The sequence below is a fragment of the Paraburkholderia sp. EG304 genome (assembly GCF_046543485.1).
In the GTDB taxonomy this organism is placed as follows: Bacteria; Pseudomonadota; Gammaproteobacteria; order Burkholderiales; family Burkholderiaceae; genus Paraburkholderia; species Paraburkholderia youngii.
Genome location: NZ_JBKGUA010000006.1, coordinates 290,342 through 316,108, shown reverse-complemented (window position 1 = coordinate 316,108; position 25,767 = coordinate 290,342). Strand labels below are relative to the sequence as shown.

At 64.0% G+C, this 25,767-nt stretch carries 37 protein-coding genes and 1 pseudogene; 25 read left to right on the top strand and 13 right to left on the bottom strand.

What is annotated here, in order from left to right; translation table 11 throughout:
- Positions 1–123 precede the first annotated feature (123 nt).
- Positions 124–659 (top strand): annotated as a pseudogene (locus tag ACLFKU_RS10705) (alpha/beta hydrolase); the annotation flags it as partial.
- Between the two features lie 71 nt (positions 660–730).
- Positions 731–2,527 (top strand): recombinase family protein, encoded by a 1,797-nt coding sequence (locus ACLFKU_RS10700; protein ID WP_410849074.1) that lies wholly within the window; start codon positions 731–733, stop codon positions 2,525–2,527.
- Between the two features lie 45 nt (positions 2,528–2,572).
- Here the strand turns inward: ACLFKU_RS10700 and ACLFKU_RS10695 are convergent, their stop codons facing one another.
- From ACLFKU_RS10695 to ACLFKU_RS10635, 13 genes are all read right to left on the bottom strand, one after another.
- Entirely contained in the window at positions 2,573–2,854 is a 282-nt protein-coding gene (locus ACLFKU_RS10695) for a hypothetical protein (RefSeq protein WP_410849073.1), read from the bottom strand.
- Positions 2,851–3,411, bottom strand: coding sequence for a Rha family transcriptional regulator (locus ACLFKU_RS10690; RefSeq protein ID WP_410849072.1), 561 nt, complete (start codon positions 3,409–3,411; stop codon positions 2,851–2,853). The genes ACLFKU_RS10695 and ACLFKU_RS10690 overlap by 4 nt, the downstream gene beginning before the upstream one ends.
- Before the next feature lie 189 nt (positions 3,412–3,600).
- A complete protein-coding gene (locus tag ACLFKU_RS10685) occupies positions 3,601–3,837 on the bottom strand; it encodes a hypothetical protein (protein WP_410849071.1) in 237 nt (78 codons plus the stop codon).
- A gap of 182 nt (positions 3,838–4,019) precedes the next feature.
- The gene (locus ACLFKU_RS10680) at positions 4,020–4,247 is read right to left on the bottom strand and encodes a hypothetical protein (protein WP_410849070.1); all 228 of its coding nucleotides are present in this window, start codon (positions 4,245–4,247) and stop codon (positions 4,020–4,022) included.
- Complete coding sequence (locus tag ACLFKU_RS10675; protein WP_410849069.1) at positions 4,234–4,791, bottom strand: hypothetical protein; 558 nt, start codon at positions 4,789–4,791, stop codon at positions 4,234–4,236. The genes ACLFKU_RS10680 and ACLFKU_RS10675 overlap by 14 nt, the downstream gene beginning before the upstream one ends.
- 2 nt (positions 4,792–4,793) lie before the next feature.
- On the bottom strand, positions 4,794–5,330 hold the full coding sequence (locus tag ACLFKU_RS10670; protein ID WP_410849068.1) for a hypothetical protein: 537 nt from the start codon (positions 5,328–5,330) through the stop codon (positions 4,794–4,796).
- A gap of 13 nt (positions 5,331–5,343) precedes the next feature.
- Positions 5,344–5,568, bottom strand: coding sequence for a hypothetical protein (locus ACLFKU_RS10665; RefSeq protein WP_410849067.1), 225 nt, complete (start codon positions 5,566–5,568; stop codon positions 5,344–5,346).
- Positions 5,569–5,570: 2 nt separating this feature from the next.
- The gene (locus ACLFKU_RS10660; RefSeq protein WP_410849066.1) at positions 5,571–6,671 is read right to left on the bottom strand and encodes a hypothetical protein; all 1,101 of its coding nucleotides are present in this window, start codon (positions 6,669–6,671) and stop codon (positions 5,571–5,573) included.
- Positions 6,668–7,576: a YqaJ viral recombinase family protein gene (locus tag ACLFKU_RS10655; RefSeq protein ID WP_410849065.1), complete on the bottom strand. Its 909-nt coding sequence runs from the start codon at positions 7,574–7,576 to the stop codon at positions 6,668–6,670. Before ACLFKU_RS10655 ends, ACLFKU_RS10660 begins: the two co-directional genes overlap by 4 nt.
- An 18-nt stretch (positions 7,577–7,594) precedes the next feature.
- Complete coding sequence (locus ACLFKU_RS10650) at positions 7,595–7,909, bottom strand: hypothetical protein (RefSeq protein WP_410849064.1); 315 nt, start codon at positions 7,907–7,909, stop codon at positions 7,595–7,597.
- A gap of 12 nt (positions 7,910–7,921) precedes the next feature.
- Complete coding sequence (locus ACLFKU_RS10645; RefSeq protein WP_410849063.1) at positions 7,922–8,086, bottom strand: hypothetical protein; 165 nt, start codon at positions 8,084–8,086, stop codon at positions 7,922–7,924.
- Positions 8,083–8,319 (bottom strand): DNA-directed RNA polymerase subunit alpha C-terminal domain-containing protein, encoded by a 237-nt coding sequence (locus ACLFKU_RS10640; protein WP_410849062.1) that lies wholly within the window; start codon positions 8,317–8,319, stop codon positions 8,083–8,085. Before ACLFKU_RS10640 ends, ACLFKU_RS10645 begins: the two co-directional genes overlap by 4 nt.
- Entirely contained in the window at positions 8,316–8,534 is a 219-nt protein-coding gene (locus ACLFKU_RS10635) for a hypothetical protein (protein WP_410849061.1), read from the bottom strand. The genes ACLFKU_RS10640 and ACLFKU_RS10635 overlap by 4 nt, the downstream gene beginning before the upstream one ends.
- Positions 8,535–9,033: 499 nt before the next feature.
- On the opposite strand from ACLFKU_RS10635, the gene ACLFKU_RS10630 reads away from it, so the two are divergent.
- The 23 genes from ACLFKU_RS10630 to ACLFKU_RS10520 all read left to right on the top strand — a co-directional run bounded on the left by ACLFKU_RS10630 (position 9,034) and on the right by ACLFKU_RS10520 (position 25,751).
- Positions 9,034–9,342 carry a hypothetical protein gene (locus tag ACLFKU_RS10630; RefSeq protein WP_410849060.1) on the top strand — a complete coding sequence of 103 codons (309 nt, stop codon included), beginning with the start codon at positions 9,034–9,036 and terminating at the stop codon, positions 9,340–9,342.
- Positions 9,343–9,614: 272 nt separating this feature from the next.
- Entirely contained in the window at positions 9,615–10,307 is a 693-nt protein-coding gene (locus ACLFKU_RS10625) for a hypothetical protein (RefSeq protein WP_410849059.1), read from the top strand.
- A gap of 2 nt (positions 10,308–10,309) precedes the next feature.
- A complete protein-coding gene (locus ACLFKU_RS10620) occupies positions 10,310–10,597 on the top strand; it encodes a hypothetical protein (protein WP_410849058.1) in 288 nt (95 codons plus the stop codon).
- Between the two features lie 17 nt (positions 10,598–10,614).
- Positions 10,615–11,565: a hypothetical protein gene (locus ACLFKU_RS10615; protein WP_410849057.1), complete on the top strand. Its 951-nt coding sequence runs from the start codon at positions 10,615–10,617 to the stop codon at positions 11,563–11,565.
- Positions 11,546–12,079 carry a hypothetical protein gene (locus ACLFKU_RS10610; RefSeq protein WP_410849056.1) on the top strand — a complete coding sequence of 178 codons (534 nt, stop codon included), beginning with the start codon at positions 11,546–11,548 and terminating at the stop codon, positions 12,077–12,079. The genes ACLFKU_RS10615 and ACLFKU_RS10610 overlap by 20 nt, the downstream gene beginning before the upstream one ends.
- Positions 12,079–12,567 (top strand): RusA family crossover junction endodeoxyribonuclease, encoded by a 489-nt coding sequence (locus ACLFKU_RS10605; RefSeq protein WP_410849055.1) that lies wholly within the window; start codon positions 12,079–12,081, stop codon positions 12,565–12,567. The genes ACLFKU_RS10610 and ACLFKU_RS10605 overlap by 1 nt, the downstream gene beginning before the upstream one ends.
- Positions 12,564–12,821 (top strand): hypothetical protein, encoded by a 258-nt coding sequence (locus tag ACLFKU_RS10600; protein WP_410849054.1) that lies wholly within the window; start codon positions 12,564–12,566, stop codon positions 12,819–12,821. Before ACLFKU_RS10605 ends, ACLFKU_RS10600 begins: the two co-directional genes overlap by 4 nt.
- Positions 12,818–13,135 carry a hypothetical protein gene (locus tag ACLFKU_RS10595; RefSeq protein WP_410849053.1) on the top strand — a complete coding sequence of 106 codons (318 nt, stop codon included), beginning with the start codon at positions 12,818–12,820 and terminating at the stop codon, positions 13,133–13,135. The genes ACLFKU_RS10600 and ACLFKU_RS10595 overlap by 4 nt, the downstream gene beginning before the upstream one ends.
- A 425-nt stretch (positions 13,136–13,560) precedes the next feature.
- Entirely contained in the window at positions 13,561–14,157 is a 597-nt protein-coding gene (locus ACLFKU_RS10590; protein ID WP_410849052.1) for a hypothetical protein, read from the top strand.
- Positions 14,158–14,171: 14 nt separating this feature from the next.
- Positions 14,172–14,729 carry a ParB/Srx family N-terminal domain-containing protein gene (locus ACLFKU_RS10585; RefSeq protein WP_410849051.1) on the top strand — a complete coding sequence of 186 codons (558 nt, stop codon included), beginning with the start codon at positions 14,172–14,174 and terminating at the stop codon, positions 14,727–14,729.
- Entirely contained in the window at positions 14,726–15,787 is a 1,062-nt protein-coding gene (locus ACLFKU_RS10580; RefSeq protein WP_410849050.1) for a DNA cytosine methyltransferase, read from the top strand. Before ACLFKU_RS10585 ends, ACLFKU_RS10580 begins: the two co-directional genes overlap by 4 nt.
- The gene (locus tag ACLFKU_RS10575) at positions 15,787–16,452 is read left to right on the top strand and encodes a class I SAM-dependent methyltransferase (protein ID WP_410849049.1); all 666 of its coding nucleotides are present in this window, start codon (positions 15,787–15,789) and stop codon (positions 16,450–16,452) included. Before ACLFKU_RS10580 ends, ACLFKU_RS10575 begins: the two co-directional genes overlap by 1 nt.
- Before the next feature lie 122 nt (positions 16,453–16,574).
- A complete protein-coding gene (locus ACLFKU_RS10570; RefSeq protein WP_410849048.1) occupies positions 16,575–17,153 on the top strand; it encodes a HigA family addiction module antitoxin in 579 nt (192 codons plus the stop codon).
- Complete coding sequence (locus tag ACLFKU_RS10565; protein ID WP_410849047.1) at positions 17,153–17,578, top strand: antirestriction protein; 426 nt, start codon at positions 17,153–17,155, stop codon at positions 17,576–17,578. The genes ACLFKU_RS10570 and ACLFKU_RS10565 overlap by 1 nt, the downstream gene beginning before the upstream one ends.
- A gap of 126 nt (positions 17,579–17,704) precedes the next feature.
- A complete protein-coding gene (locus tag ACLFKU_RS10560; protein ID WP_410849046.1) occupies positions 17,705–18,133 on the top strand; it encodes a hypothetical protein in 429 nt (142 codons plus the stop codon).
- Positions 18,134–18,191: 58 nt separating this feature from the next.
- Positions 18,192–18,851: a hypothetical protein gene (locus ACLFKU_RS10555; RefSeq protein ID WP_410849045.1), complete on the top strand. Its 660-nt coding sequence runs from the start codon at positions 18,192–18,194 to the stop codon at positions 18,849–18,851.
- Positions 18,852–19,123: 272 nt separating this feature from the next.
- Positions 19,124–19,666 (top strand): hypothetical protein, encoded by a 543-nt coding sequence (locus ACLFKU_RS10550; RefSeq protein WP_410849044.1) that lies wholly within the window; start codon positions 19,124–19,126, stop codon positions 19,664–19,666.
- A complete protein-coding gene (locus tag ACLFKU_RS10545) occupies positions 19,602–21,719 on the top strand; it encodes a phage terminase large subunit family protein (protein WP_410849043.1) in 2,118 nt (705 codons plus the stop codon). The genes ACLFKU_RS10550 and ACLFKU_RS10545 overlap by 65 nt, the downstream gene beginning before the upstream one ends.
- Positions 21,720–21,722: 3 nt before the next feature.
- Positions 21,723–21,998 carry a gpW family head-tail joining protein gene (gpW, locus tag ACLFKU_RS10540; protein WP_410849042.1) on the top strand — a complete coding sequence of 92 codons (276 nt, stop codon included), beginning with the start codon at positions 21,723–21,725 and terminating at the stop codon, positions 21,996–21,998.
- Between the two features lie 10 nt (positions 21,999–22,008).
- Complete coding sequence (locus ACLFKU_RS10535) at positions 22,009–23,706, top strand: phage portal protein (protein WP_410849041.1); 1,698 nt, start codon at positions 22,009–22,011, stop codon at positions 23,704–23,706.
- 10 nt (positions 23,707–23,716) lie between these two features.
- On the top strand, positions 23,717–24,595 hold the full coding sequence (locus ACLFKU_RS10530; protein WP_410849040.1) for a S49 family peptidase: 879 nt from the start codon (positions 23,717–23,719) through the stop codon (positions 24,593–24,595).
- Positions 24,596–24,599: 4 nt separating this feature from the next.
- Positions 24,600–25,340 (top strand): hypothetical protein, encoded by a 741-nt coding sequence (locus ACLFKU_RS10525; RefSeq protein ID WP_410849039.1) that lies wholly within the window; start codon positions 24,600–24,602, stop codon positions 25,338–25,340.
- A 30-nt stretch (positions 25,341–25,370) separates the two neighbouring features.
- Positions 25,371–25,751 carry a head decoration protein gene (locus ACLFKU_RS10520; protein ID WP_410849038.1) on the top strand — a complete coding sequence of 127 codons (381 nt, stop codon included), beginning with the start codon at positions 25,371–25,373 and terminating at the stop codon, positions 25,749–25,751.
- Positions 25,752–25,767: the final 16 nt, after the last annotated feature.

The window sequence follows — 25,767 nt, the reverse complement described above, 5'->3', positions numbered from 1 at the left end:
TATTGCGGGGGCCGCGTGGCCGACCATCCTGTAACGATCGCGTGTTATGGCGAATTTCTCGGTGCGGCGCAGCACATTGGCCACGAGGTCGTGTCCGACGATGCTCAAGCACGGGGGCGCAATATGCATGCCACATCGCCGCTGCCGCGTGCCGTGTCGGCGCTGCGCGACTGGCGTCAGAGTTCGGCGGTGCATCGTAGAATCGTGCGCTCCACGCCTCGTGCATCCTGTTGCGTTTTTTCCAGACCCTCCCGATGAATCTTCGCCACCCATTCCTGCTTGCCCTGTCGAGTGTCTGCGCCCGTGTCGTGCTGTGCGCGGCGGCTGTCGCCGTGGCCGCCACGCCCGGCAGCGAGGCGAGCCCGGGCGCCGCAAGCGCCGCTTCCTCACTCGACGATTCCGGCCCGGCCTATGGTCCGGAGCTACAGGGCTTCAGCTATCCGGCGCCGGTCGAACGCTTCGAATTCACGTCGCAGGGGGTGCCTTTGCAGATGGCCTACATGGACGTGAAGCCCGCGCATGCGAACGGACGCACGGTGGTGTTGCTGCATGGAAAGAATTTTTGTTCTGCAACATGGGATACGACGATTCGCCGGCTGAGCGACGCCGGCTATCGCGTGATCGCACCGGATCAGATCGGCTTTTGCAAATCGAGCAAGCTGGATGTATAGTTTTGCAACCCGTACAATTTGGGTCTCGTTCGTAATCGCGTACAAGGACGCAACCCAAAATGAATACCCCGACTTCTGCCTCGCGCGGTCCGCGTCGCTTGCCGCGCAAACAAGCGCCCGCGACCTCGGCTCCCGCCGACCGCAAGCTCCGACTTTTCACCTACGCTCGCATTTCCAGTAAGAAGCAGGAGACCGGCTCCGGCATCGCCCGGCAGGATGCTTACGCCGAGGCATGGGCAGAGAAGAACGGGTACGTTCTCGACCGCAAGACAAGGCTAGAGGACTTGGGTTTTTCCGGCTACCACGGCGACCACATCAAGCGCGGTGCGCTTGGCTGGTTTATCGAATCCTTCGACCGGGGAGACATCCTGCCCGGCGAAGCGCTCGTGCTGGAAAGCCTCGACCGCTTGAGCCGTCAGGAACCGGTGTTCGCGCGCGAGCACTTCGACAGGTTGATTCGCGGCGGTATCCGCATCATCACCACTAGCGACGACAAGGAGTTTTCGCTGGCCGCTTATCGCGCGGACAAGACGCGCTCGCTCTGGGCCGAGTTGGTCTTTATGCGTGCCAACGAGGAAAGCGATAGCAAGTCGCGACGCGCGCGCGGCGCGCTCAAGACGCTCTGCGAGCGGTGGGCAAAGAAGAACGAGCGCGGCTTCCTCGTTGGCGCGCCGCGTGTGCGCAACGAGGAAAAGGGGACGATTTCTCAAGGCACTGACCCGTCGTGGGTACTCTACGATAGAGAGACGAACCGAATCGAACTCGCCGAGCCTGGGGAGACGGCTGTTCGGCGAATTGTCGCTCTCTACATGGAAGGCCACGGAGCCCTCGCAATTGCGCGACGCCTAAAGGAAGAAGGGCTAACGATTAGTCGCGGTAAGCATTGGGGCATCTTCCAGATTCAACGCGCGCTGGAATCGCGCTCCCTTATCGGCGAGAAGGTGTTCAACATCGAGGGCGAGGAGTACGTCCTCGAAGGCTACTATCCCCCAATCCTGAAAAGCGCCGAGTGGGACGCGTTGCGGCTTCAGTCGAAAAAGCGAGAGGTCCCTCGCGCGAATGCGGACGTTCCTCCAATCCTTACCGCGAACGGAATCGCGTTCTGTAGATCGTGTGGTTATCCGCTGATCGCGATGAACCAGTACAAGACGCGCTCGAAGCTCGGGAGGACATTTATTCGCCGGCTTCGTTGCTCGCACTCCAACCAAGTGGACGGTGCGTGCTCGTCGGAGGTCGATAGTTGCAAGACTGAACCTATCGAGCGCGCGGTCCTGACCTTCTGCGGTGATCAATCAAATCTCGACCGTTTCTTTAAACCCGACGCGGGCGCAAACCCGGCGGGCGCAAAGCTCGAAGCAAAGCGCGCAGAGGTGGTATCGCTTCAAGCGAAGATAGCAAAGTACGAGGAACGGCTAGAGGACGAGGAGGACCCACTCACCAAGACAGAACGGAAGGTGTTGCGCGATACGGAAGCGGCGCTCGAACGCGTGACTGGAGAGGTACTTGAACTCGAACGCGACGCTCGCGTCGGTACTGTCCAGAACGCTAGCACCGCGAAGGATTGGAGAGCGCTACAAAAAGGTGTACTGGACCTCGACCCGGACGCGCGTATGAAAGCTCGTAAGTTGGTGGCCGATACCTTCGAGCGCGTCGAAGTTCATCTGCAACCGTACCCAGATGCTGACAAGTCGGCTCCCGTCCATCTTCGCCTTTGGTCTAGACAGGGTGGTGCGATTGGTCTCGCAGTGGATCGGATCACAGGAGAAATTGTCGGCGAGTTGTCGGAGGTCGAGGGCCGTGAAGAGGTGACGAAGGTAAAGCGCCCGGCCCGCGTACCGCGAACGCGCACGAAGTAGGTGACACCCGCAAACAAAAAAGGCGACCGCGATGGCCGCCTTATTTTATGCCCGATCCTGTAATAAGCCTTCGGGCGTCGAGTAGATACGCAAGACCCCTTCGCCAACGAGATACTGTCGATACGCCAATATCGCCAAGTCCCATATTTCTTGCGCAACCTCGGGACCGGCGTCCAGTACCGCGCCGTCCTCATCGATAATCGCGAGAGTCGCGGGCCTACCGTCCGCCGCCTGAATCGTATAGCGCTCCCACATAAGCGCGGTCACAATCGAATGCTTGAGCACCGGGCCGCTCGGATCAACCGACGCGCTGTCTTTCTTGGTCATCGTTCGCTCTCCCTTGCGGCTCGTTGTTCGGGTTGCACGTCCTCAATCTGAGGATGTGTAATTGGTAGCGGTATTTGTACGGCGGCGAGAAGCCCGCGCCGCTCGCTTTCGAGGATGGGCTTCTCGCGCTTGCGTACACAGAGCGCTTTCGCGCCGACTGTAGCTCGCCTCGCCGACTCGCGCTCGCGCAGTTCCCAGTCGCGCATACGCGGCGTGTTGAGTCGGTCTCGCATCGCGCGGAACTGCTCGATGAAACGTAGCTTTATCGTAAGCGCGGCCTCGCCGGTAAAGCCCATCACAAGCACCATAAAGCCCGACTCGTCGCAGTGATAGAAAGGGCTCTTACGAGCGCCGCCGTTACCCGTCGCGACCCGATCCAACTCAAACGCAAAATTGCGTTCGAGTTCGGGCTTGAGTCGCAACAGGTCCCGAATCATGCGAAGCACGTCCGCGTGCCGCTTGTAGAACATTTGCGCCACGATCCGCGAGTCGGCCATCGGTTGCGCATCGACGACGACGACAAGCGGATCGGGAAGTGCGGGGACTTCGGTCATCATCCGTTCTCCTTGGGACTTTACTCGCCCGAATTCTCGGGCGAGTTCACCTCGACACAACTCCTTGATTCTTTTGATTCCCCAAAAGCCGGCGAGCGTCCTCGGCGGTCATCCTCAATTTGAGGACGGCCAATAGTGGAGCGCGGCTGACCGTAACTCCTTGAATCCGTTTAGAACCCAGTTGTGGGGAGATCATCCGTTTTCCTTTTTGCTGAATACGCGTACGCCGTGCGGCAGGCTTCCCCCCTTGACCTCGAAGCGGACGAGCCGCAGTACGAGCGCCGGGACCTCGAAGGGCTCGACCTCGACGCGCGCGCTCGATACGCCCTGCAACGCTTCGCCGTCCACCTTGACGAGCGGACGCTCGCCCGAGAGGTCGAGTTCAACCACCGGACCGGGCATCGTCGTCGTCTCCTTGTTCGTTTCCATCCTCGTCCCTCGCCGAGAGTTCGAAAAGACTCGATACCGCGTCGAAGCACGACTCGCACAATCCGCTGATCTGCGTCTCGAACCAGCCGGCGTCGCTCCAGACGTTCGCGGTCGTAAAGCGCGCGCCGCAACTGACGCAGTGAGTACGGTAGATATCCTGACGCGGCATCGAGAGCCCCCCTTTACCAGTTCGCCGGATCGGAGCACGCGGCCTCGCCCCACGTACAGACGCCGCACAGCGCGCCCGCGTAGACGACGTGACCGTCAGAGAGACCGGAGACGCAAGGCGTCGAGCCGCACGCCTCGCACTCCCGCCCGTAGTCGGGCACCCACGCGTCGATCCGCGACGGCGGCGGCTCGGGCGTGGCCGGCGCGAGCTTCGCGCGGGCCTTGCGACTACGCGACGACATGGGCTACCTCGTCGGCGGCGGTCGAGGGCTTCTGCTTGCGCGCGGCAACCTTCGAGCCGTCGAGGAGATACGCCCGCAGGACCGAGGCGAACGAACGGGCCGGCGCGGGCGGCGGCGCGGGCGGCGCGGGCGGCGCGTTCTCGGCGAACGTCGCGTCGATAACCGTCTCGCGCAGGCCGTGTAGTCTCGCAATCGAGCGGAGCGTCATCGGCCACTCGTGCGGGGCGCGCGCGTCGTGCATGCCTTGGAGGTCGCGCAACAACAGCATGTGGCTCGAAAGGAACTTCGCGAACTCGACGGCGTGCGGCTGCTCGGAAAAGAGTTCGACGAGATCGCGCACGCCGAAGAACTCGATATTGGAGACGTAGACGTCATCGGGGATCAGCCAGCCGATTGCGCAACGCTTGCCGTCAGGCGCGCGGTACATGCAGCGCGCCGTATTGGGTAGCGTCGCCTGCGCGTTCTGGCGGAGCAGGTGCCAGGCGACGACATCGAATACGTCCTGCGTATCGAGCGTCAGCAGATAAGCGGTCGTCAGTCGCATGGTTACTCCTCCTCGTAGTCGTCGTGGTCGTCGTCGCCGGTCGGGGCGTCGAGATCAACCGCTTCCGAGAGGTCGGTCGTCGCCGGCACTTCGCGCTTGAGCAGGCCGACGAGCTTCGCCGTCTCGTCCGGGGTAGGGAGTAGCTGTACGCGTACGACGCACGCGCACGAGCCGCCCTCCTTGCACGCCACGGTCAGCTTGCCGAATACCGCCTCGCTGAAGATCAGGTCACCCTTGCCACGCCCGTTACCGAGGTGCAGGTGCAGACCGACCGACGACCACTCGCCGGCCCACTTGAACGTGCCGAACTGCGGGAAGCGGACGCGCGTAAAAGGCCGCTCCGCGTCGCCGAGGAGGTCAGCATCTTCGGGCGCTTCGTAGAGCGCGCCGCGCAGACCTTCGGCGAGCGCTTCGAGCGACGTATTCGGCACGTCGAAGCCGAGTTTGATATCGACCGCCGTCCGCTCCTCGTCGCCGTGCAACTCGGTGCGCACGTTGATGTGCTGGATTTTTACGGGATGCCTTTCGAGTTCGATCATGGGTCAGACCTCGCTAGTTAGTCAGAGACTCGCTAAAAACGCGGGCCTCGCGGTGAAGGAGTTCAAGGCTGAATATCGCGACGGGTTCGCGAAGGTCAGCCAGTTCGAAATTGAAGTCGAGCATCGTCTTAAAGCCGGCGTAAAACGCGACTTTCATCGCGTACACCACTGCCGGCGAGAGGTCATACGGGATACAGCGCTCGCGGTAGAGAATCCAGCGACCTTCGATGGTGTCCACGGCTACGCCTCCTCGAAGGCGGCGGCGCGCTCGCGGAAAAGCGCTTCGAGGTCGCCGCGTTGTTTCTCGTTGGCCACGTACTTGATCAGATCGCCCGCGTCGTTCACCGCGTCGAGCGTCGTCGATCCGTTGAGCGCCTGCGCGACCTCGGCGTAGGTCAGTACGCGACCGTCCTCGCCGTCCTCGCTCGTCGTCTCGTCGGCGCTCGGCGCAGGGTCTTTCTCGGGGTCTTTCTTCTTGGCGGTCGCTTTCATCCGCGACTTGACCGCCGCAGTGCCCGAGCCGGTAGCGGGGACCTCGCCGCCGCTCTCGTCTGCCTTCGCGTCCTCGCCCTTGTCGAACCACTCGCCCGGCTCGCTCATACCGTCCCGAAGGGAGGCATAGATACGCTTGAGGCCAACAACCTGCGCGGGCGCAATCGCGTCGAGCCGGCGCTGAATCCGCTTCTCGATCTGCTCCTTCGTGACGCCGTACTCGCCGAACGCGCCGACCATCTTCGCCATCGCCTCGGGGCTCGTGTCGGCCTTCGCCTTGAGCGTTTTATCGGCCTGCTCCATTGCGGTCTCGATTACGTCGCCGGGGATGATCGCTTCGAGGCAGGCGCGCACGCGGCGCTGCGCCTGATTCGCGCAAAGCTCGTAAATGTCGCGCTCGTCCTTGAGTACGTAGCCGCCTTGTCTCGTATCGCGCCAGTGCGGCACGATGAACGCGATCCGCTTGCGCGTACGGCTCTGAAGATCGATTGCCACAGCCTCGACCTCGGAGTACGGAACGCCGCGCGCATCGACGCCACGCGAGCGCTCGCGCCACGACGCGTCAATGTTTCCCCACAACGTTGCGATCTGTTCCAGCGCCTTGATGCTCGGGCCGCGAATCTCGGTCCCGCCGCGCGAGAACGCGTACTGCGCCTTCTCGGCGAGACCGAATCGCGTAAAGGCGTTCTCGATACGGTCGATGGCCTTCACCTCGTCGCGCGGGAACTGTTGCGACATGAGGTACTGGACCTGCGTCTCGGCGAGTTCGCGACTCTGGTCCTGACGAGCGCCAGCCGTCTCGGAGAGGTCGCGACGCTGGGCGATGGTGTGTTCGGTCAACTCGTTCACTGCTTGTCTCCTTTGCGTGAGGAAAAGCGGAAATCGACGTACGAAGTGGGCTCGACGGTGTAGCCGTCGCGCTTGATGATCTTTCGGGTATAGCCGCCGCCGTTCGGTAGAAGTCCGACCGATGCCTCGCCCATCAGGTGCATGATTCGGGCTTTCGCGGCCTTCGAGCCGGCCTCAAAGAGCGCGGCCTGTTCGTCGAACTCGACGCGCGCGTGGTGCAACGCTTCGGCCTCGGCGGGGAGCCTGACCGTCTCGCCGTTCGTGCCGGGAAACATCTTCTTGAGCAACGGCACCGCGCTCTTATGCTGGTAGTCGAGCGAGGGCGGCTCGTTGCTCTGGACGTGTTGCCAGAACTCCGCCTCGCCCTGCTCGACGAGTTCGATCATCTCGGGGTCCCGCTCGATGTGATAGACCTTTAGCGAGTTGCCGCCGACGCACGCGGCGAGGTGCCATACGTCATAGCCCGAGGTCGCGAGGTAGTGGTGACACTGAAGCAAAAATTCCTGCGGGACCTGATCGGAGTGTTCCTCGCCCCACTCGCCGAAGCGGTACGCGAGCGCATCGACGTTCTTGCATTCGAGTCCTTCGCGCTTGCCGTCGATAGTCCGGTCGTAGCTCGCGAGCATGAACGACAAGCGCGGGTGCTGCGCGATCCGGTTATGCCGGCGCAACTTGACGCCGTACCGCTTGGCGTACATATCGGCGATGACCTGCTCGATAAGCTGACCGAACTCCATCCGCTCGACCGAGCCGGGGCTGACCAATACGTCGCCGGGGATCAGGTCGAGCTTTTCCTGATAGAGCTGGTACGCGGTCTTATGGCGCGACTGCCCGAGCGCGGCGGCGGCGTCGCTTCCTCCCAGACCTTTCTTTCGCTCCTCTAACCATTCTTCACGCGCGTTCATACCTTCCTCCGTTCGTTTTTAATCCCACCCGTTCGCGTGCCCGTACTGCGTAGCCGCGAAGTGGAGCAGGTCGTAGGTTTTCCAGAAGTCGTGCTCGCCTTGGGGCCACCAGTGGATAGCGATATCGCCGTCCTTGTTGACCGTCCAGCAGCCTTCGAGCTTCGGCTCTCCGGTCGCGTACGCCATCCCGAAGGTCGAGCTTTTCGGGGTACACGGCCGGTCAGTCAGGCGAATCTCGCCGCCGTCCCGATTCGGAACGGCCATCACCGTGTCCCACGCGCGACAAGGGGAGACGAGCGCGAGCAGCGCCAATACGAAAGCGGTCTTTTTCATCGGGGAGTTCGGTCAGACGTTCAAGCCGTAGAGGCGCGAGATAGCGACGCGCGGCTCGGCGTAGAGATAGCGCTGGCGCAACCATTCGCGGCGCTTCTCCTTCGGCTGACGGCGCAGAGCGCGCAGCGCCGGGCGATACGACATGGGGCTGCGGCTCGTAAAGCGGTAGCAACTCATGCCGTTACCTCCTCGTCGGCGAGAAGGTCGAGCCCGTAGATGGCGAGCGTGTCGCGAATCCGCTCGACCGTTGCGGGGCCAACGTTCGTGAGCTTGAGCAGATCGGACGGGCGGCGCGCGCAGAGGTCGGGGACCGTCGCAATACCGGCGCTGCGCAACTTGCGCGTCAGGATCGAGGAGAGGCATAGCGCCTCAATACTCAGGGCGCGGCGGCTATCGGCGCGGGCGTTCATACCGGCACCCCGTTGCGGACGATGACGGTCGCGCGCCAGCAGCCAGAGTCGAGGTCGAGCTTCGGGCCGCAGACCTCGGGACACTGCTCGACGGGCGTCGCGTTCTTCAGGTCGAGCGCGGTGCTGTAGACGCTCTCGCGGTCTACGCCGATGACAGTCACGAGCGGCGAGCCGTGCTCGTCCGTATCGTGCTCAATCAGATTTTTGCTTTCCATTTTTCCTCGCTCGGGGTAAATGCCCGGCAAGGATGCAGCGGTGATTTTATTAACGCAATGGGGGGTGCCAAAGCGCCTAAAACGGTAAATCGCTAATTTCTAATTGCATGACAATTCGATTTACTGTTCCTTCTCGAACGCGATTTCTTCGTTTTTACGATTTGCTGGAATGACCATCCAATAAGACTTTACGAAGAAACTTCGCCCCAACTTCGCCCCAACTTCGCCCCGAGCTTCGCCCCAACTTCGCCCCAGATTCGCCCCAACTTCGCCCCATATTCGCCCCGAGGCGTCAGGGTTTCTCCCTAGAAAATAGCTGAAACGGTGGATTTTCTGCGCAACACGCCACCAACTTTTTTTTCGGCGCGGGAAGCCTTGCGGGACAAGGCGTTCGCCCGAAACGCCCGCCCGCATTGGCTCCTGGGCAGTTGTTTTCCGCCACGGCGACGACTACGATGCTTCTCACCCCTTTTGTCTAACCCATCACAGGACGCCCGTTATGCAGCGAGTCTGGAATGCGAAGATTCCGCGCGGTCACATTGCGCTGCTCGAAGCCGCCGAGATTTGCGGATCGATCTCGGAACTGGCGCGCCGCGTGAACCGTTACAAACCGTGTTCGGGGAGCCGGATCACGAAGTGGCTGGACCGTGGAATGCCCGTCCCGCCCGCGTTTGCGCCGTTTATCGCGCATGTGGTAGAGAACCGCGTCTCGGTACACCGGCTCTGTCCAGAGTACGAGCAAGGGTGGTCACTGCTGCGTCAGCAACTCGACGCCGCCGACGCGGTGGAAAGTAGAACCGGGGTGTAAAAGCCTGCGACGTGCCTCAAGGCCCGTTCGGGCCGTAGTACCGATCCCCATTAGAAAAAACTAGGTGCCTTTTAGCGACTTCGCGCGGCATTTGTGCGCGCGTTTGTCCTAAAAAAATGCCTCCAAGGGTCTAACTTGGAGGCATAAGGTTTTGCCTTTGACACTGACCAAAGACAAGTGGATAACGCTGAAGATAGCACGAGAGTGGTGAATACGAAAGTAATCGGGCTATAGCGTGACAATTACGCCAGTTTCAAATAAAGGGATGACAAGTGGATACGGGATTTTTAAACGCTGACGAACTGAAGCAGATCGCCGTTCACCCGCTCGCGGAACTCGTCCCGCCGAGCGCGCACGTGAGCGTCCGGGACGCCATTCAGAACCCGGTCTTACTGCTCGACGACAAGCTCGTCGATGGTCGCGGTCGCGTACGCGAGGCGAGGCGTCTCGGCCTGCCTTGTCCGTACGTCCGTATCCACGCCTCGTACGACGATCACCCCGCGCTGGTCGTCGCCCGCGCGATGACCGCTCGCGTACCGAAGCCCGAGACGTACGAGCGCGCTGTCGTCTGTGCGCGGCTCGTGCGCGCGATCCTCCTGCGTCCCGACTGGCTCGACCGCTACGACCTCGGTATGGCCACGCGCCTGAAGAAGCGTAAGAACCTCGACGTGATCCTCGACGCGTGCGACGTATCGCTGCGTAGCTACGACCGCGCGCACATGATCCTGCGCGACCCGATGGTCGAGGGCGCGGTCCTCGCCGGCATCGTGCCGCTGAAGACCGCCGAACGGCTCGTCAATGTCGAGAGCAAAAAGCTGCGCCATCGTCTCGTTCAGATGCCTGCCGACGAGCGCCTGATCGCGCTCGACCGCTATTTCACCCGCGCGGGCGAACGCCACGCGGATTCACAACCTGCGCTCGACGGCATCGAAAGCGTTCGCCGCCCGCGCGCTACCGGAGACTGACGATGAACAACAAAGACGTGGCCCGAGTCGAGATCGAGACGCAACGCGCGCCGCTCGCGCGGGGAGAGATCGTACGCGTCGAGATCGATACGAAGCGCGCGAAGCTCGACCTCGACGCCCTCGTGCGTCGCTATCGGGCGCATACGCACGTCGGCGGGTATCCGTTGCTGCTGCCGGGCCTGCTGCCCGTTGTCGAGCCCGTTGTCGAGCGCGTAATCGACCCGGAGCGCGAGATGCGCGCGCGCAACCTGATGACCGTCCGCCCGTTTCTGTGCGACTTCAACGATTGACGCGCGAGGACGCCGCTATGCCACGCTCACGCACCGTCAAGGGTGGGTTCTTTCGCTCGCCCGATATCCAGCACACGCCGGTCGCGTGCCGGCTGCTTTTCATCTCGCTCTGGACGCAGGCTGACCGCGAAGGACGCCTCGAAGATCAACCGTGGAAGATTCGTGACGAGGCGTTTCCGTACGATCAGGACATCACCGAGAAGGACGTCGATGGGATGCTCGACGTGCTCGACTACCGCGACCTGATCCGCCGCTACGTCGTCGAAGGTCAGCCGCTGATCTTCATCACGAAGTGGCGTACGCACCAGCATCCGCACCCCAAGGAAGCGGAGAGCAAGCTGCCCGCGCCGCCCGAGTCGCCCGCAAAGGCACGCCAGTCAAGGGTGCAATTTATGGGTGCGGGCGAGTTCGCTCCCGGTCACGACCTAGTTCGCACCCAGGTGCAAACCGACCGGGCACGTACTTCTAATACTTCTGTTTCTTCTAGTACTTCTAAGCCTTCTAGTACTTCTGGTTCTTCTAGTACTTCTGAGCCTGCCACGCTTCGCGCTCCAGATGCCTCGTCGCCAGCGCTTAGTTGTGTTGGTGCGCGCGAAAAAAACTCGCGCGCCGCAAGATTGCCCGAAGCGTGGGTATTGCCGAAGGTCTGGGGCGAGTGGGCGACGCGCGAACTCGGGATGATGCGCGAGCAGGTACTCGATCAGGCCGCACGCTTCGCGGACTACTGGCACGCCGCGAGCGGCAAGAACGCGGCGAAGCTCGACTGGTTCGCGACGTGGCGCAACTGGTGCCGCAAGGCACGCGATCAGGGCGCTGGTCGCCTGAACGGTCACGCCTCGTTTGACGAACGCGCTGCCGACCGCAAGCGGACCGTGGACGGCCTGACCGGACGCGACAAGCAGCCGCAAGCGTTCGACGTTATCGAGGTGCCAATGCGGGAGATCAAGCATGGCCCGCGAAATTCCTGAGGCATGGATCGAGAAGCTATTCGCGCGCATGTCGGCGATTTACGGCGCGCGATTTGCGGACCTCTGGCGAGGCGTACCGATTGACGACATCAAGGCCATCTGGCGATACGGACTCGCCGGCACGTCCGACGAAGGACTACGCCGTGGCGCGGCGGCGCTTTTCCATACGAAGTACCCGCCGACGCTGCCCGAGTTCATCGAGCTATGCGCGCCCGAGCCGACGATGTACCAGCAGCACCCGGCGCTTACCGACGAGCGGCGTACGTCGCCGGATCAGGCGCGGGAACAACTGGCGAAGATTCGCGAGCTTGCCTCGGGACTGCTGCGCAAGCACGGCGCGCCGGCAGGCGGCGGAATCCGGTGGGCGTATCGGCTACTCCAACGCGCGCAGGACGGCGAGCCGATTACGCCGCATCAGATCGCCTTTGCGAAGGAGGCGATAGAGGCATACAACCGGACGCACGGCAGGCGAGGCGAGCGCGAACCCGGTAGCGACGACGAGGAGAACAGGTGATGCGTATTGCGTTCGTCATCAAAGGCGAGGCCGCGAGCAAGGCCAACAGTCGCGAGATCGTGACGCGCAAGTACCGCGACGCGAGCGGCAAGGTCCGCAGCCGGCCCATGAGCATCAAGTCGGACAAGGCGCGCGACTACGAGCGAGCGGCGCTGTTGCAGATACCGGCGCGAGCGCGCGTCGAGATCGAAGGCCCAGTACGCGTAACGATGCGGATTTTCTACGCCAGCGAGAGACCCGACCTCGACGAGAGCGTGATCCTCGACGCGATGCAGTCGCGTTACCGGACTGTCAAACGCAATGGCGTCGAGTCGCGCGAGTGCCTTCGTAAAGGCGTTTTCGTGAACGACCGGCAGGTACGCGAGAAGCACATCTACCACGGCATCGACCGCGCGAACCCGCGCGCCGAGATCGAGGTCGAGCCGTTGCACGCGCAACAGATTGCACTCTCGCTCGAAGCGGACTACAACCCTCTGGAAAGCGTATGACCGCGCAGCATCTAAACCGGTACGGCATCGCAATGCGCCTGCACCTCCAGCACGAGAACGAACGCCTACGCGAAGCGCTTCGGCTGATCGCGGATATGAGCGAGCACTCGACGAGCGCGCTGGTGCTCGGCGATATCGCGCGCATTGCTCGCGTCGCGCTCGTCACGGCGCACGTACCGCCGAATCCGACTATCGCGCCTCGCGAGCAACCTGCGAGCGAGCCGAGCCCGAACGAGAAGGAGACGAGCGAATGAAGGACGCCGAAGTACACGAACTGCCGGTCAGGATACGGCGCGATGCCGGCGACGAGCGCGTGCTCAAGGCCGTGCATAGCGGCCAGTGCTGGCACGGTCAGGGCTACCTCGTAGACGACAAGCTCGCCGAGGTGACCTGCGCGGCCTGCGGCGAAAAGCTCAACCCGTTGTGGGTGCTCACGCAGCTTGCCTACCGGGAGAACCGCTTCCACGAGTTGCACGAGCGGTATCAGGACGAACTCGCCCGACTCGCCGAGCGCGAGCGGACGAAGTGCCAACACTGCGGAAACATGACGAGGATTAGCCGAGCATGAGCCACCGTTGTCTTTGGCCCGGTTGCGGGAGCGTCGTCGGCGACGACCTCTGGGGGTGCAAGCCGCACTGGCGCCAGTTGCCTTCCGACCTCCGCGCGTGGATCGGTCGCGCGTACCGGCAGGGGATGGACTCCGACACGCACCCGAACGCGAGTTATCTCCGCGCCCATCGCGCGGCGCTCGGGTGGGCCCGCGAGACGGTCAGGCAGAGCGAGGCCCGGACCGGTTGCAGGGACAACGTTCTCGGCGAGGTAACGCTCGCGGAAGGGGACACTCGCGGGCGGGCAGATGACGAAAAAATTTGACAACCAGCAAAAGGTGCCTAAGATGGGCTGTAATCAGGACGCTCCCTCATTGTCCCTGACGCTCCAAGGCCCGCGCGACGCGGGCTTTTTCGTTTCGACCTCCTCCCGGAAAACCTCACCATGCGCGACTTCTACGCGGGCACCGCTGCGGCCCTGCGCGACGCTTTGCGCCACGCCGTTGAGCGCGGCGGAGCGTGCTCGCTTGGCGTTCTCCATCAGGGCGTACCCGGTCCCGCGACGCTGACCGGCGACGCGGCGACCGCTCAGGCCGGGCGCATCCGTCGCCAGCTTGACCGGTTGCCGGCGATCCCGCGCGCGATCCTCGTCGTCGCCTACGCGCCGCGTGATCTCGCGTGCCATTGCCGCGCGCCGTGCTGTACCGGTCGCTATCCGAATCCCGAGTGGCGGGACGCGCTCGACGTAGTGGTCATCCACACCGGGCCGCTGCTCGCCGGCCACGCGCCGAACATCCGCCTGCGTATGGCGCTCGTCGCGAACATCCTGACGCGGACTCACGAGACGGCGGTCAGCCTTGCGCAACGCTGCGGCGTCCATCGCAACACGGTGGCGGAGCACGCGACGATCCTCGAAGCGGCGCTCCTGGGCAACCGCCAGCGAGTCGGCGAACTCGACGCGGCGTTCACGCGCGTTGAGTCGCTGCTGCGCGACTCGGGGATCGTCACCGACTCCGAACACTCGCCGGCTCAGGCCGCTTGAGGGAGCCCGACCTCATGCCATCCGCAACGCAGCGCGCCGCCGATAACCGCGAACCCTTGTGGCCCGCCGACGCCATCGAGCACTGGCCGCTTGAGCGTATCCGCGAATCGCCGCGCAACGCCCGCACACATTCGCCGGAGCAGGTCGAGCAGATCGCGGAATCAATGCGCGAATTCGGGTGGGCGAACCCGGTCCTCGTAGACGAGACCGGCGAACTGATCGCCGGCCACGGTCGCTACCGCGCCGCCGTCCTCCTCGGCTGGACCGAGGCGCGGGTGATGGTCGCGCGCGGCTGGACCGAGGCACAGATTCGGGCGTACCGGATCGCCGACAACAAGATCGCCCTGAACGCCGGATGGGACGACGAACTGCTCGCCTCGGAACTCGCCGGCCTCCTCGACGATGGGTTCGACCTCGGGCTGACCGGCTTCGGCTCCGAAGAACTCGCCGCGCTCGCCAACGCGCCGGTCATCTACGAAGCGCCCGAGGAGTTCGCGCGCAAGGACGAGACCATCGCGACCGAGCACCGCTGCCCGAAGTGCGGTTACGAGTGGTCCGGCAAATCGCAATGACGGGACAAGTCGCGAAGCTGCCGTATAGCGTCCCGACAATGGCGGAGATCAACGCGCGCCCATACTGCGGCCTGAAGGCCGTCTCGACGTTCTCGGGCGGCGGCGGCTCGTCGCTCGGCTACCGGATGGCCGGCGTTCAGGTCCTCTGGGCGAGCGAGTTCATCGAGTCGGCGCGCGAGACGTACCGCGCGAACTTCCCCTCGACGATCATCGACGGGCGCGATATTCGCGAGGTCACGCCCGCGAGCATTCTCGAAGCGACGAACCTGCGCGAGGGTGAGCTCGATATCTTCGACGGCTCGCCGCCTTGTTCCGCGTTCTCGGCAGCAGGCAAGGGCGCGAAGGGGTGGGGCCGCGAGAAGCGGTACAGCGACGGAGCGCAGCAGGTCGTCGATGATCTTTTTTTCGAGTACGCGCGACTCGTCGAAGGACTTCAGCCAAAGGTCTTCATCGCCGAGAACGTGAAGGGGCTCGTGCGCGGCGTCGCCATCGGGTATTTCAAGCTGATCCTGAACCGGCTCAAGGAGTGCGGCTATCAGGTCGAGGCGCGGGTACTCAACGCGGCGTGGCTTGGCGTACCGCAGGCGCGCGAACGGGTCATCTTTATCGGCGTGCGTAACGACCTCAACGCCGGCCCGGTATTCCCCAAGCCCCTGCCGTATTGCTACACGGTGCGCGAGGCGTTAGCGGGCCTTGAGGCAGGTGTCGAGCCTGAACTCTCGATGGAGCGGTACGCGGTCGGTGCCGAGTGGCGCAAGCTGCGGCAGGGTCACGGCTCTGACCGATATATCAACCTCGTGCGCGCGCACTACGACGCGCCGTGCCCGACGATCAGCGCGAACGCGGGCAACGTCTCCGCCGCGAGCGTCACGCATCCCGTTGAGTGCCGAAAGTTCTCCGTCGCGGAGACGCGTCGCCTGTGTAGCTTTCCTGACGACTTCGTACTCAACGGCAACCCGCGCCAGCAGATCGAGCGGATGGGCCGCGCGGTGCCGCCCGTCATGATGGCGGCGGTCGCGCAGACGGTCAGCAAAACGATTTTCGCTAAGGCGGCGTGATGGAAATCCCTTCAGAGTGGACGTTCCGCAGCAACGAGGTCGCGGGGCACTTCGATGCGCACGTACGCGAGCAGTTACCCTGGTACGACCTGACGACCGAATCGGTGGCGCACTTCGCGCGCCACTACATTCCCGAGGGCGGTCTCGTCTACGACGTGGGATGCTCGACGGGCAACATCGGACGCGCGCTCGCCTCGACGCTTGAGAGCCGGCACGCGCAACTGATCGCGCTCGATAGCTCCGAGGAGATGGCGCAACGCTACGCCGGTCCCGGCAAGTGCGTATGCGCGGACGCGCTCTCGTACGACTTCGAGGAGTTCGACGTAGCCGTCTGCTTTCTCGTCCTGATGTTCATTGCGCCCGGCAAGCGCCGCGAGTTCATCCGGTCGCTCTGCCGCAAGATGCGACCGGGCGGAGCGCTGATCGTTTTCGACAAGATGGACTGCTCGTGCGGCGGCTACCTCGCGACGGCGATCCATCGCCTGACGATGGCCGGCAAGTTGCGCGGCGGAGCGGAGCCCGCCGAGATTATCGCGAAGGAACTCAGCATCAGCGGCGTGCAGCGCCCGTTACCGTGGCAGTTCATGACGCACGTTGTCCCGGCTGCCGTCGAGGTTTTCCGCTTCGGCGAGTTCGCTGGGTGGGTCATCGAGTCGCCGGAATAACCTTTCGTTTGTGAGGTAAGCAGGGGTCCTGACTGTTACATATTTCATCTGGTTCGCCACCGTGGCATCACCTCAATATTCGGTCTCCCAAACGCAGTACCCAACCGAAACGAGGAAACGAGATGGCAACCACGAAAACGACGACCGCTAAGACCGCGGCAACGAAGGCCCCCGCAACGAAGCAAGCCGCAAAGCAACCCGCTGCAAAGCGCGCCGTGACGAAGCAACCGGCGAAGCAAGTCGAGACGAAGCAAGTCGAAGCAACGCAAGCGGCGACGCAACCGGAAGCGAAGCAAGTCGCAACGAAGGCCCCCGCCGCGAAGCCGGCAACGAAGCAACCGGCCCGCAAGCCGGCGCAAGAAAAGGCGCAAGCCGAGCGCGATCCGCTCACGTCGATTTACCCGAAGCCGGGCGCGGCCCTCGCCGAGAAGATCGCGAGCGCCGGCCTTGAGCCGAACAAGTTCGCGCGGACTATCGGCGTCGCGCCGCGCCGTATCAACGAGATCATCGAAGGCAAGCGCCGCCTGACCGCCGATACGGCTCTGCGTCTCGCGCGCTACTTCGGCGAGGAGGCGATGTACTGGATGGGGCTGCAAGCGGCCTTCGAGATCGAGCAAAACTACGGCGAGATGGCCGAAGCGCTCGCGAAGATCGCCCCGCTGACGGTCAAGGGTTCGGCAACGGACGCGGAGGCCGCGTAATGAAGAAGGCTCTCGCAACTCTGGTTCCCGAGAGCCGCCGCCTCGGGTTCCTGCCGGGACTCTTTGGCGAGCGCCGGATGATTCGCGGTGAAGCCCTCGTCTACGCGTGGGCGAATCGTCTCTCGCCCGACTATACGGGCGGACTCTGGAACTTCTACAAGCTCTCGAACGGCGGCGCGTACCTCGCGCCGACGAGGCCCGAACGCTTCAACGTCGCGGCTATCGGCAGCGGCTACGAGGGCGAGATGAGCGCCGACGCCTTCGGCGTAGTCGTTACGTTGTTCGCGCTCGGACAAGTCGCTTTCGAAGTCGCCGAGAGCGCGCGCGGTGCCGATAGCGACAAGCTCGTCGATTCGTATCACGCGCTGCGCTCGTTCGCGCTCGACCACGCGGAGGCCGCTTCGATCCTCCGCGCTATTGATTGAGCCTCGGGTCTACTCCCGTTGTTTCTAACGGCTTGGCGGCGCTTTTTGCCGCGCGTAGATTCCGACTGGTTTCGTAGCGCGCCGCCTCGCCTTTCTTGTTGATTGCGCGGCTTTAAAGGATTTGTGATGAAAGTAGGTGCTTTTGTTGTTTCGTTGTCTCTCGTTTTCGCGGCGGGCCAAGCCTCCGCCAAGTGCAAGCCGAGCGATCAAGATATCGCGCTGTACTGCTCCTCTCCGTTCGCGCTCCATACCATGTACGACGCGGTGCGGACCTCGATGATGTTCACTCACTACCTCTCGCAAGATATCGGGGAGCCGGTCTACCAAGCCGGGTGCGGGTTCGTTCCGCCTAACGTGAAAACGGCGTCGATCCTTGAGGAGCGCGCGTACAAGGTTAAAGACGGCGTGGCGACGATCGTGAACGTCTCGTTCGGGACGACGCTCTCACACGAGGTCGATACCTACGCCGAGGATGGTCAATACGAGGGCAAAAAGCGCGTTTCGTTTGCCTCCGGCTGGATGCTCAAACGGTCGCTGGTCTGTACGCCCGACTGACGTTTTAACCGCTCCTCCAAGGAGAGAGAAGGCCCGCCTTGTGCGGGCCTTTGTGCGTATGCTCGAAATCTCCCTAAAGGCCAACGTAGACGCGATCTCGCTCAAGCTCGACAATCTCGCGCGCCGGCAGCTTCCCTTCGTCGAGTCGCGGACCGTGACCGAACTCGCGAAGCTCGCGGCGCAAGCCGAAAAGAAGGCGATCCCCGAGGTGTTCGAATCGCCTACGCCGTTCACGGTCAACTCGGTGGCGGTCGAGGGTGCGAGGAAGGGCCTGCCGATTGCGCGCGTGTACGTCCGCGACAAGGCCGCTCAATACCTCGCGCCGTACGAGTTCGGAGGCGTGCAATACCTCGGCGCGAAGCCTGCCGACCTCGTACCGGTTGCCGCTGCGGCGAACAGGTTCGGCAACCTTCCGCGAGGGCTGATCCGCAAGTACCTGAACCGGCCTGACGTATTCATCGGCGCGGTCCGTACGAAGGGCGGCGAGATTTACGGCGTATGGCAACGCTCGATGACGAAGCCGAGCAAGGGACGACGCGGCTCGAAGGCGCTCCCGGCGAATACGAGCGGCAAGCTCAAACTGCTGGTGGCTTTTCATCCGCCTGTTGAGACAAAGAAGCGCCTCGGGTTCGCCGAGCGTGCTCGCGCTGTCGCGCTCGCCAACTTCGACCGCGTGTTCGGTCGCGAGCTTGCGAAGGCGATAGCGACGGCGAAGTAAGCGCGAACGATAGAGGCCCGCTAACGGCCTCGCGTCGAGAGTGGCTACGTTGTCCCTCGCGGACCTCGACGGGCGGTGAGGGCACCCTCTCTCGCAGGCCGTAGGGGTGACCCCTCGGGGGACCTCCTGCGAGTGGGGCCCCCTGTTCGAAGGTGCGGCAGGGGACGAGGGGGGCCGGGTCCTTCCCCCCCTGCCGAAAACGAGGGCAATTGCGCGAGCGCGTTCTTTTCGTAGCTCCGACTTTCCAACGGTCTTTCCACCTCTTTCCAATCATGGCTGACGGGATATCGATTCGCGAGTTTGCGCGGCGCGAGGGCGTCTCGCACACGCTCGTCGTGCAAGGCGTCAAGCAGGGGCGGCTCCCGAAGCGCGCGGACGGCTCGATGGACCCCGCGCTCGTCGGCACCGGATGGCGAGCGACCGCGAAGGCCGCGAACGAACCGTCGAGCGACGCGGCGAACGAGGTCGAGAGCGCCGGCACCTTGCAACCACCCGGCAGCGCCGGGAAGGGCGTCCCGTACGCCGAGGCGTTACGCCTCAAAGAGAACTGGCTCGCGCTATTGCGCCGTCAGGAATACGAACAGCGGTCAGGTTCACTCGTCGAGGTCACGGTAGCGCAGCGCGTCGTATTCGAGCTTTGTCGCGAGCAGCGCGACGCGTGGCTCGCGTGGCCCGCGAAGGTCGCGCCGTACCTCGCGGTCGAGTTCGGCATCGCGGACCTCGAAGGGCTGACCGCCTCACTCGCCGCCCATGTCCACGAACAGCTTGCAGATATCGGAGAGCCCGAAGCCGACTTCCAAGGCGTCGAACCGTGACCTCATCGTCGCGGCAGGCCGGCGCGGATGGACGCCGCCGCCGCGCCTCTCGTTGCCGGATTGGGCGGACCGTTACCGGAAGCTCGCGCGGGCCGCAGGGAGTCTGACGGGCCAGTGGCGGACAGCGACGGTCGAGATCGCGCGCGGACCGATGCTCGCCGTTACCGAGCCGGGCGTTCATACGATCACGGCGATGGTCTGTACGCAGCTTCTAAAGACCGCGCTGATGGAGAACATCTTCGGGTATCACGCGCACCTCGATCCGTGCCCGGTGCTCCTCCTCCAACCGAAGGAGGACGCCGCCGAGCAGTTCTCGAAGGAGCGCCTGACGCCGATGATTCGCGCGACGCCGGTCCTTCGCGATCTCGTCGGGCCGGCCCGTACGCGCAACGCCGACGACACGCTGCTTTACAAGGCGTATCCGGGCGGGTTCGTCGCGCTTGCCGGCGCGGGTAGTCCTGACAACCTCGCGCGGCGACCGGTCCGTATTGTCCTCGCCGACGAGATCGACAAGTACCCCGTCACGCGCGAGGGTGACCCGATCACGCTCGCCGAGGAGCGTACGGCGACCTTTGCGCGGTGGTTAAGCGTTCGGGCGTGCTCGCCTACGGTCACTGAGGAGAGCCGCATAGAGGACAGCTACGAGGCGTCAGACCAGCGGCGCGCGTCGATAGCTTGTCCGCATTGCGGCCACCGGTTATTCCCGGACTTCTTTAAACACGTTGAGTGGAACAAGACACTCAACGAGGACGGGACCGCGAGGACGCACGATACGGAGAGCGCCCGTATCTACTGCGAGGCGTGCGGAGCGGCGTGGTCGGAAGCGGATCGCCTCAAGGCGTTGCAGACCGCGCGCTGGCATCAGACGAAGCCTTTCGAATGCTGCGGCGCTCGTCACGTACCGCTTGAGGACTACGAGCGCGCGTGGCGCGACGATCAGGGCGACGGCGCGAGCGCGGTCGAGACCGTCTGGGAGTGGTGGGACGACGCGCAGAGCCGGCGCTTCGCGGTCTATCGCTCGAAGTGCCCGACCTGCGGCGAGCGGCGGGTCGATAACCGTCACGCGGGCTTTCAGGCGTCGAAGCTCTACTCGCCGTGGACGCGCGACCGTCCTCCCGCAATCGCCGAGAAGTGGATCGCCGCGCAGGGCGACGAGGAGAAGCTACAAGCCTGGTGGAATACGCAGATGGGGCTCCCGTATCGCGCTCATACAGGGCGGCGCGTACAGAACGAAGTCCTCGCCGCTCGCGGTGAGGTCTGGGCCGCAGCGGTCCCCGATGGCGTCGCGCTCATCACGGTAGGTATCGACGTTCAGGATTACCGCGTCGAGTTCGAGGTCGTCGGGTGGGGCCGTAACGAGGAGTCGTGGTCGATTGCCTATCAGGTCATCGACGGCGAGTTCTCCGACTCGGTAACGCAGGCGCAACTCGATGCGTGGTTACGGCAGACGTGGACGCGCGCGGACGGGCGACCGTTCGAAGTCATGGCCGCGTGTATCGACTCGGGCGGGCACCACACGCAGGCCGTCTATGAGTTCTCGAAGGCGCGGATCGGGCGGCGTATCTGGGCCATCAAGGGCGAATCGGCTCGCGGTGGCGAACGCAATCCGGTATGGCCAGCGAAGCGCCCGACCTCGCGCACGAAAAAAACGTTTCGCCCCGTCATTCTCGGCGTCAACGCCGCGAAGGACACGATTCGGCAGCGCCTTCTCATCGACTCGCCGGGACCGGGTTTCATGCACTTCCCGGCTGATCGCGATCTCGGGTACTACGCGCAACTCACCGCCGAGCGGATCGTCGTCAAGGAGTCGGCCGGCAAGCGCTACCGCGTCTGGGAGTTGCCACGCGGACGCGCGAATGAGGCGCTCGATTGCCGCGTCTACGCGTACGGCGCGCTCTGCGGGCTTCTTCACTTCGGTCTGCAACTCAACCGGCGCGCTGAGAGCGTCGAGACGGCGCTGATCGCCCCTGTATCGCAGGACTCACAAGGCGTGGACGTAGCACCCGCGACGCGCCCCGCAGGACCCCGATCCTTTATCAACCGACTGGCGTAAATCATGGCTACCTGTGGATACACCAGCATTCTCGATGGCGTCCCGCTCGACGCGCTACAAGCCCAGCTCGCGTCGATGCAGGCGGCGTACCTCGCGCTGATGACCGGTACGAAGCCCGAGGGCGCGTCCTATACGCAGGCTGACGGTAGCCGCTCGATTACCTACACGCGCGCGACTATCGCCGATCTGACGCAGGGGATTCTCCTCGTACAGAAACAGATCGCCGCGCTGACCGGTTGCTATTGCAACCGTCGCCCTCCCATCGCTCCGTTCTTCTGAGTCCTTCCTCATGGGTCTGATCGTTGACGAGAGCGGTGCGCCGCTCGATACGACCGCGCTCGTCCCGGCGCAAGGTCAAGGGGGCCGCGCTCGCGCGCAGGAGGGCGGTCCCGGCTGGCCGTCCGGTGCGCCGCTCGGTCTCGCGCCGTACCAGTTCCCGTACGAAGCGGCGAACTGGATGTCGCAGCAGTTCGGGAACTGGCTTCCGTGGATTCGCTCGCCTGACTCCGAGATCAATCTGTTCCGCGACCGGATGGTCGCGCGCTCGCGGGACCTCTCGCGCAATGACGGATGGATCAACGGCGCGGTTAACCGGATTCTCGATAACACCATCGGGACGAACCTTCGCCTCTCGGCAAACCCCGACTATCGCGCGCTCGCATTGCGTAGCGGCGTTACCGCGTTCGACGCGCAATGGGCCGACGACTTTCGCCGTACTGCCGAGGCGCTATGGCGCGGCTACGCCGAGAACGCGGGGCGCTTCAATGACGTAGCGCGACAGCTTACGCTCGGGCAGCAGTTCCGCCTCGCGATGCGTCACAAGCTCATCGATGGCGAAGGGCTCGGCATCGCGTACTGGCTCCCCGATCAGGTCGGGTACGGCGGGGCGGACTACGCGACCTCGCTCCTCCTTGTCGATCCCGACCGGCTCTCGAATCCGTATCAGATGATCGACTCGGCGACCATGCGCGGCGGCGTCGAGATCGACGACAACGGCGCGCCGGTCGCGTACCACATTCGCAAGGCGCAGCCGAACGACTGGTATCTCGCAATCGAGGCGAATACGTGGGAGCGCATCGAGCGCTACGACGAGGACGGATGGCAGCGCGTCATCCACGACTTCGACCGCGACCGCGCCGGCCAGCATCGAGGCATCGGCGTATTCACGCCGGTCCTTGCGCACGCGAAGATGCTCGCCCGTTACTACGAGGTCGAGTTGCAGGCCGCCGCTATCGGCTCGATCTTCGGCACGTACGTGACGAGCCCCTACGATCCCGCGCTCGTTCAGGACGCGCTCGGTGCGGGCGAAGGCGAGGAGCTTCCGCTCTATCAGTCGCTTCGCGCGCAGTGGGCGAACGAGCGGCCCGCGTATCTCAACGGCGCGCGTATCCCAACGCTCGCGCCGGGCGAATCGCTCAACACGGTGGACGCCTCGCACCCGCATAGCAACTTCGAGATGTTCACGCATGAGATGCAGCGCGTTTTCGCGGCGACGCTCGGCCTCTCCGCGGAGCAGGTTACGCAGGACTGGAGCAAGACGAATTACAGCAGCGCGCGCGCCGCGCTCCTCGAAGCGTGGAAAACCTTGCAGCGTCGCCGCGACGAGTTCTGCCTGAACTTCGCCTCGCCCTTCTACGCCTCGTGGCTGTGGGAAGCGATGGATCGAGGCGAGCTTCCGCTTCCGAATGGCGCGCCGGCTTTCATCGAAGCGCGCTCCGCTTACGCGCGCTGCTCGTGGATGGGCGTCGCTCGCGGATGGATCGACCCGACCAAGGAGAAGGCCGGCGCGGTCATGGGGATGGACGCCGCTCTCTCGACGCTCAAGCGCGAGTGCGCGGAGCAGGGTCTCGACTACGAAGAAGTGTTGCATCAGCGCGCGGTCGAGGTCCGTCTGATGCAGGAACTCGGGCTGACGCTTCCCGATTGGGCCGGCGACGTAGCCGCCGCCGAGGCGAGCAAGGTCACCGAGACGCCGCAACCGCAATGAGGCCCGCGCCATGAAACCCGACTACCCGCACCTCGCGCAGCGGCTCTTTAACGTCCCGCTCGCGATTACGCCCGGAAAAATCGAGATCGTGATGGCCGCGATTGCTGACCGCTTCGGCCTCGCGCGGCTCTTTCGCGCCGATGGCGAGATGGTCATGCTCTCCGAGCCGTTCGACGCCGGGGAGCCGGCGCAGGAGCGCCCCTACGAGGTCATCGAGGGGATCGCGGTCATCCCGGTACAGGGGACGCTCGTCGCGAAGCTCGGCACGTTGCACCCGTACTCGGGGATGACCGGCTATGACGGCATCCGCGCGAATCTCTCGATGGCGCTCGCCGACGACGCCGTACGCGCAATCGTCCTCGATATCGACAGTCCAGGCGGAGAGGTCGCGGGGTGCTTCGATCTCGCCGACGCGATCTACGCCTCGCGCGGGACGAAGCCGCTCTGGGCAATCCTCAGCGAGTGCGCGTTCTCCGCCGCGTACGCACTCGCCTCCGCTTGCGACGTGATTACGGTCCCGCGTACGGGCGGGACGGGAAGCGTCGGCGTGATCGTCGCGCACGTCGATGTTTCGAAGGCGCTCGCCGATGCGGGTATCACGGTCACGCTGATTACCTCGGGCGCTCGCAAGGCGGACGGCAGCGAGTTCCAGCCGCTCTCCGAGGAAGCTCACGCGCGGATACAGGCGGACGTAGATAGCGTCGCCGCGCTCTTTATCGAGACCGTCGCGCGTAATCGCGGCCTCTCGGTTGCAAAGGTACGCGCTACGCAGGCCGGGACGTTCCTCGGCTCGGCGGGCGTCGAACTGGGTTTTGCTGACGTAGTGCAATCCCCCGATGAGGCGCTATACGCGCTCTGGTCAACGCTTCAGGAACCGGTAGGAGGTTAGAAAAATGGGCATCGCTATGAAGGGCGTACAGATGGGGATGCGGAAGGCGCTCTCGTTTGCGCACCTCTCGGGTATGGGCGCTCGCGCTCGTGCGGAGGAGGACGACCGCAAGGACGACGACGAGAAGGACGAGAACGCTCGCGCCGAGGACGACGACAAGGACCCCGGCGAGCGGGATCGCGAGGACAACACGACCGGCAAGAAGGGACGCCGCGCGAAGCGCGCCGAGGGCGACCGGGACGAGAAGGACGACGATAGCGCCCGCGCCGAGGACGAGGACGCCGAAGAAGGCGAGGACGGCGACGAGGACGCGGACCCCGACGACGATAGCGGCAAGGGCAAGCGTAGCCGCAAGGCCAAGCGCGCGCGCGCCGAAGGCGGCGAGGACGAGGAAGCCGACGACGACGAGGACGACGACGACAAGGAGATGCGCGGCTCGTCGCCCGCAGCCGCCGCGCGTCGTCGCGAGCAGGCCCGTTGCGCGGCGATCTTCGCGACGCGCGCGGCGGCTCGTAATCCGGTCCTTGCTGCGCAGCTTGCGTTCAAGACTCGCCTGCCGCGTAGCGAGGCAATCGCGATGCTCGAAGCGGCTCCTGCGCCGGCAGCGTCCGCGACGCTCAATCGCGCCGCGCGCAATCCGAGCATCGGACCCGGAGGTGTTCCCGAGTCGAATCACCGGCAGGCCGTTGCTACGAGCTGGGATCGCGCGTTCGCGAAGGTCAACCCGCGCGCGCGTCAAGGCTGATTCCCCATCAACCCTTCTGGAGATATGAACATGGGCGCTCCTACTGTTCCGCCGCTCAACGAGCAATGGCATAGCGGCGGCTTTCTCGTTTCCGAAGCAAATGGCCACCTGTCACGCGATCAGGTGACGCTAACGGGCGGCGTACAGGTGCTCGCCGGTACGGTACTCGGCAAGGTCACTGCGAGCGGATTCTTTGCACCGCTCAATCCGACCGCTTCCGATGGCTCGCAGATCGCGGCGGCTATCTCGTACGCTACGCACGACGTAACGACCGCCAACAAGCCTGCAACGATCATTGACCGTAACGCGGAGGTTAACGCCTCGGAACTGATCTGGCCGGCGAACGTCACGCCGGCTCAGATCGCGACCGCGACGCAGCAGCTTGCGACGGTGGGCGTCATCCTGCGCTAGTTGTAGCCGCAACAAG

Coding starts and splice junctions, on each gene's coding strand:
- ACLFKU_RS10700 (WP_410849074.1), top strand. CDS start 731: ATGAATACCCCGACTTCTGCCTCGCGCGGTCCGCGTCGCTTGCCGCGC.
- ACLFKU_RS10695 (WP_410849073.1), bottom strand. CDS start 2,854: ATGACCAAGAAAGACAGCGCGTCGGTTGATCCGAGCGGCCCGGTGCTC.
- ACLFKU_RS10690 (WP_410849072.1), bottom strand. CDS start 3,411: ATGATGACCGAAGTCCCCGCACTTCCCGATCCGCTTGTCGTCGTCGTC.
- ACLFKU_RS10685 (WP_410849071.1), bottom strand. CDS start 3,837: ATGGAAACGAACAAGGAGACGACGACGATGCCCGGTCCGGTGGTTGAA.
- ACLFKU_RS10680 (WP_410849070.1), bottom strand. CDS start 4,247: ATGTCGTCGCGTAGTCGCAAGGCCCGCGCGAAGCTCGCGCCGGCCACG.
- ACLFKU_RS10675 (WP_410849069.1), bottom strand. CDS start 4,791: ATGCGACTGACGACCGCTTATCTGCTGACGCTCGATACGCAGGACGTA.
- ACLFKU_RS10670 (WP_410849068.1), bottom strand. CDS start 5,330: ATGATCGAACTCGAAAGGCATCCCGTAAAAATCCAGCACATCAACGTG.
- ACLFKU_RS10655 (WP_410849065.1), bottom strand. CDS start 7,576: ATGAACGCGCGTGAAGAATGGTTAGAGGAGCGAAAGAAAGGTCTGGGA.
- ACLFKU_RS10650 (WP_410849064.1), bottom strand. CDS start 7,909: ATGAAAAAGACCGCTTTCGTATTGGCGCTGCTCGCGCTCGTCTCCCCT.
- ACLFKU_RS10645 (WP_410849063.1), bottom strand. CDS start 8,086: ATGAGTTGCTACCGCTTTACGAGCCGCAGCCCCATGTCGTATCGCCCG.
- ACLFKU_RS10640 (WP_410849062.1), bottom strand. CDS start 8,319: ATGAACGCCCGCGCCGATAGCCGCCGCGCCCTGAGTATTGAGGCGCTA.
- ACLFKU_RS10635 (WP_410849061.1), bottom strand. CDS start 8,534: ATGGAAAGCAAAAATCTGATTGAGCACGATACGGACGAGCACGGCTCG.
- ACLFKU_RS10630 (WP_410849060.1), top strand. CDS start 9,034: ATGCAGCGAGTCTGGAATGCGAAGATTCCGCGCGGTCACATTGCGCTG.
- ACLFKU_RS10620 (WP_410849058.1), top strand. CDS start 10,310: ATGAACAACAAAGACGTGGCCCGAGTCGAGATCGAGACGCAACGCGCG.
- ACLFKU_RS10615 (WP_410849057.1), top strand. CDS start 10,615: ATGCCACGCTCACGCACCGTCAAGGGTGGGTTCTTTCGCTCGCCCGAT.
- ACLFKU_RS10610 (WP_410849056.1), top strand. CDS start 11,546: ATGGCCCGCGAAATTCCTGAGGCATGGATCGAGAAGCTATTCGCGCGC.
- ACLFKU_RS10605 (WP_410849055.1), top strand. CDS start 12,079: ATGCGTATTGCGTTCGTCATCAAAGGCGAGGCCGCGAGCAAGGCCAAC.
- ACLFKU_RS10600 (WP_410849054.1), top strand. CDS start 12,564: ATGACCGCGCAGCATCTAAACCGGTACGGCATCGCAATGCGCCTGCAC.
- ACLFKU_RS10595 (WP_410849053.1), top strand. CDS start 12,818: ATGAAGGACGCCGAAGTACACGAACTGCCGGTCAGGATACGGCGCGAT.
- ACLFKU_RS10590 (WP_410849052.1), top strand. CDS start 13,561: ATGCGCGACTTCTACGCGGGCACCGCTGCGGCCCTGCGCGACGCTTTG.
- ACLFKU_RS10585 (WP_410849051.1), top strand. CDS start 14,172: ATGCCATCCGCAACGCAGCGCGCCGCCGATAACCGCGAACCCTTGTGG.
- ACLFKU_RS10580 (WP_410849050.1), top strand. CDS start 14,726: ATGACGGGACAAGTCGCGAAGCTGCCGTATAGCGTCCCGACAATGGCG.
- ACLFKU_RS10575 (WP_410849049.1), top strand. CDS start 15,787: ATGGAAATCCCTTCAGAGTGGACGTTCCGCAGCAACGAGGTCGCGGGG.
- ACLFKU_RS10570 (WP_410849048.1), top strand. CDS start 16,575: ATGGCAACCACGAAAACGACGACCGCTAAGACCGCGGCAACGAAGGCC.
- ACLFKU_RS10565 (WP_410849047.1), top strand. CDS start 17,153: ATGAAGAAGGCTCTCGCAACTCTGGTTCCCGAGAGCCGCCGCCTCGGG.
- ACLFKU_RS10560 (WP_410849046.1), top strand. CDS start 17,705: ATGAAAGTAGGTGCTTTTGTTGTTTCGTTGTCTCTCGTTTTCGCGGCG.
- ACLFKU_RS10555 (WP_410849045.1), top strand. CDS start 18,192: ATGCTCGAAATCTCCCTAAAGGCCAACGTAGACGCGATCTCGCTCAAG.
- ACLFKU_RS10550 (WP_410849044.1), top strand. CDS start 19,124: ATGGCTGACGGGATATCGATTCGCGAGTTTGCGCGGCGCGAGGGCGTC.
- ACLFKU_RS10545 (WP_410849043.1), top strand. CDS start 19,602: ATGTCCACGAACAGCTTGCAGATATCGGAGAGCCCGAAGCCGACTTCC.
- gpW (WP_410849042.1), top strand. CDS start 21,723: ATGGCTACCTGTGGATACACCAGCATTCTCGATGGCGTCCCGCTCGAC.
- ACLFKU_RS10535 (WP_410849041.1), top strand. CDS start 22,009: ATGGGTCTGATCGTTGACGAGAGCGGTGCGCCGCTCGATACGACCGCG.
- ACLFKU_RS10530 (WP_410849040.1), top strand. CDS start 23,717: ATGAAACCCGACTACCCGCACCTCGCGCAGCGGCTCTTTAACGTCCCG.
- ACLFKU_RS10525 (WP_410849039.1), top strand. CDS start 24,600: ATGGGCATCGCTATGAAGGGCGTACAGATGGGGATGCGGAAGGCGCTC.
- ACLFKU_RS10520 (WP_410849038.1), top strand. CDS start 25,371: ATGGGCGCTCCTACTGTTCCGCCGCTCAACGAGCAATGGCATAGCGGC.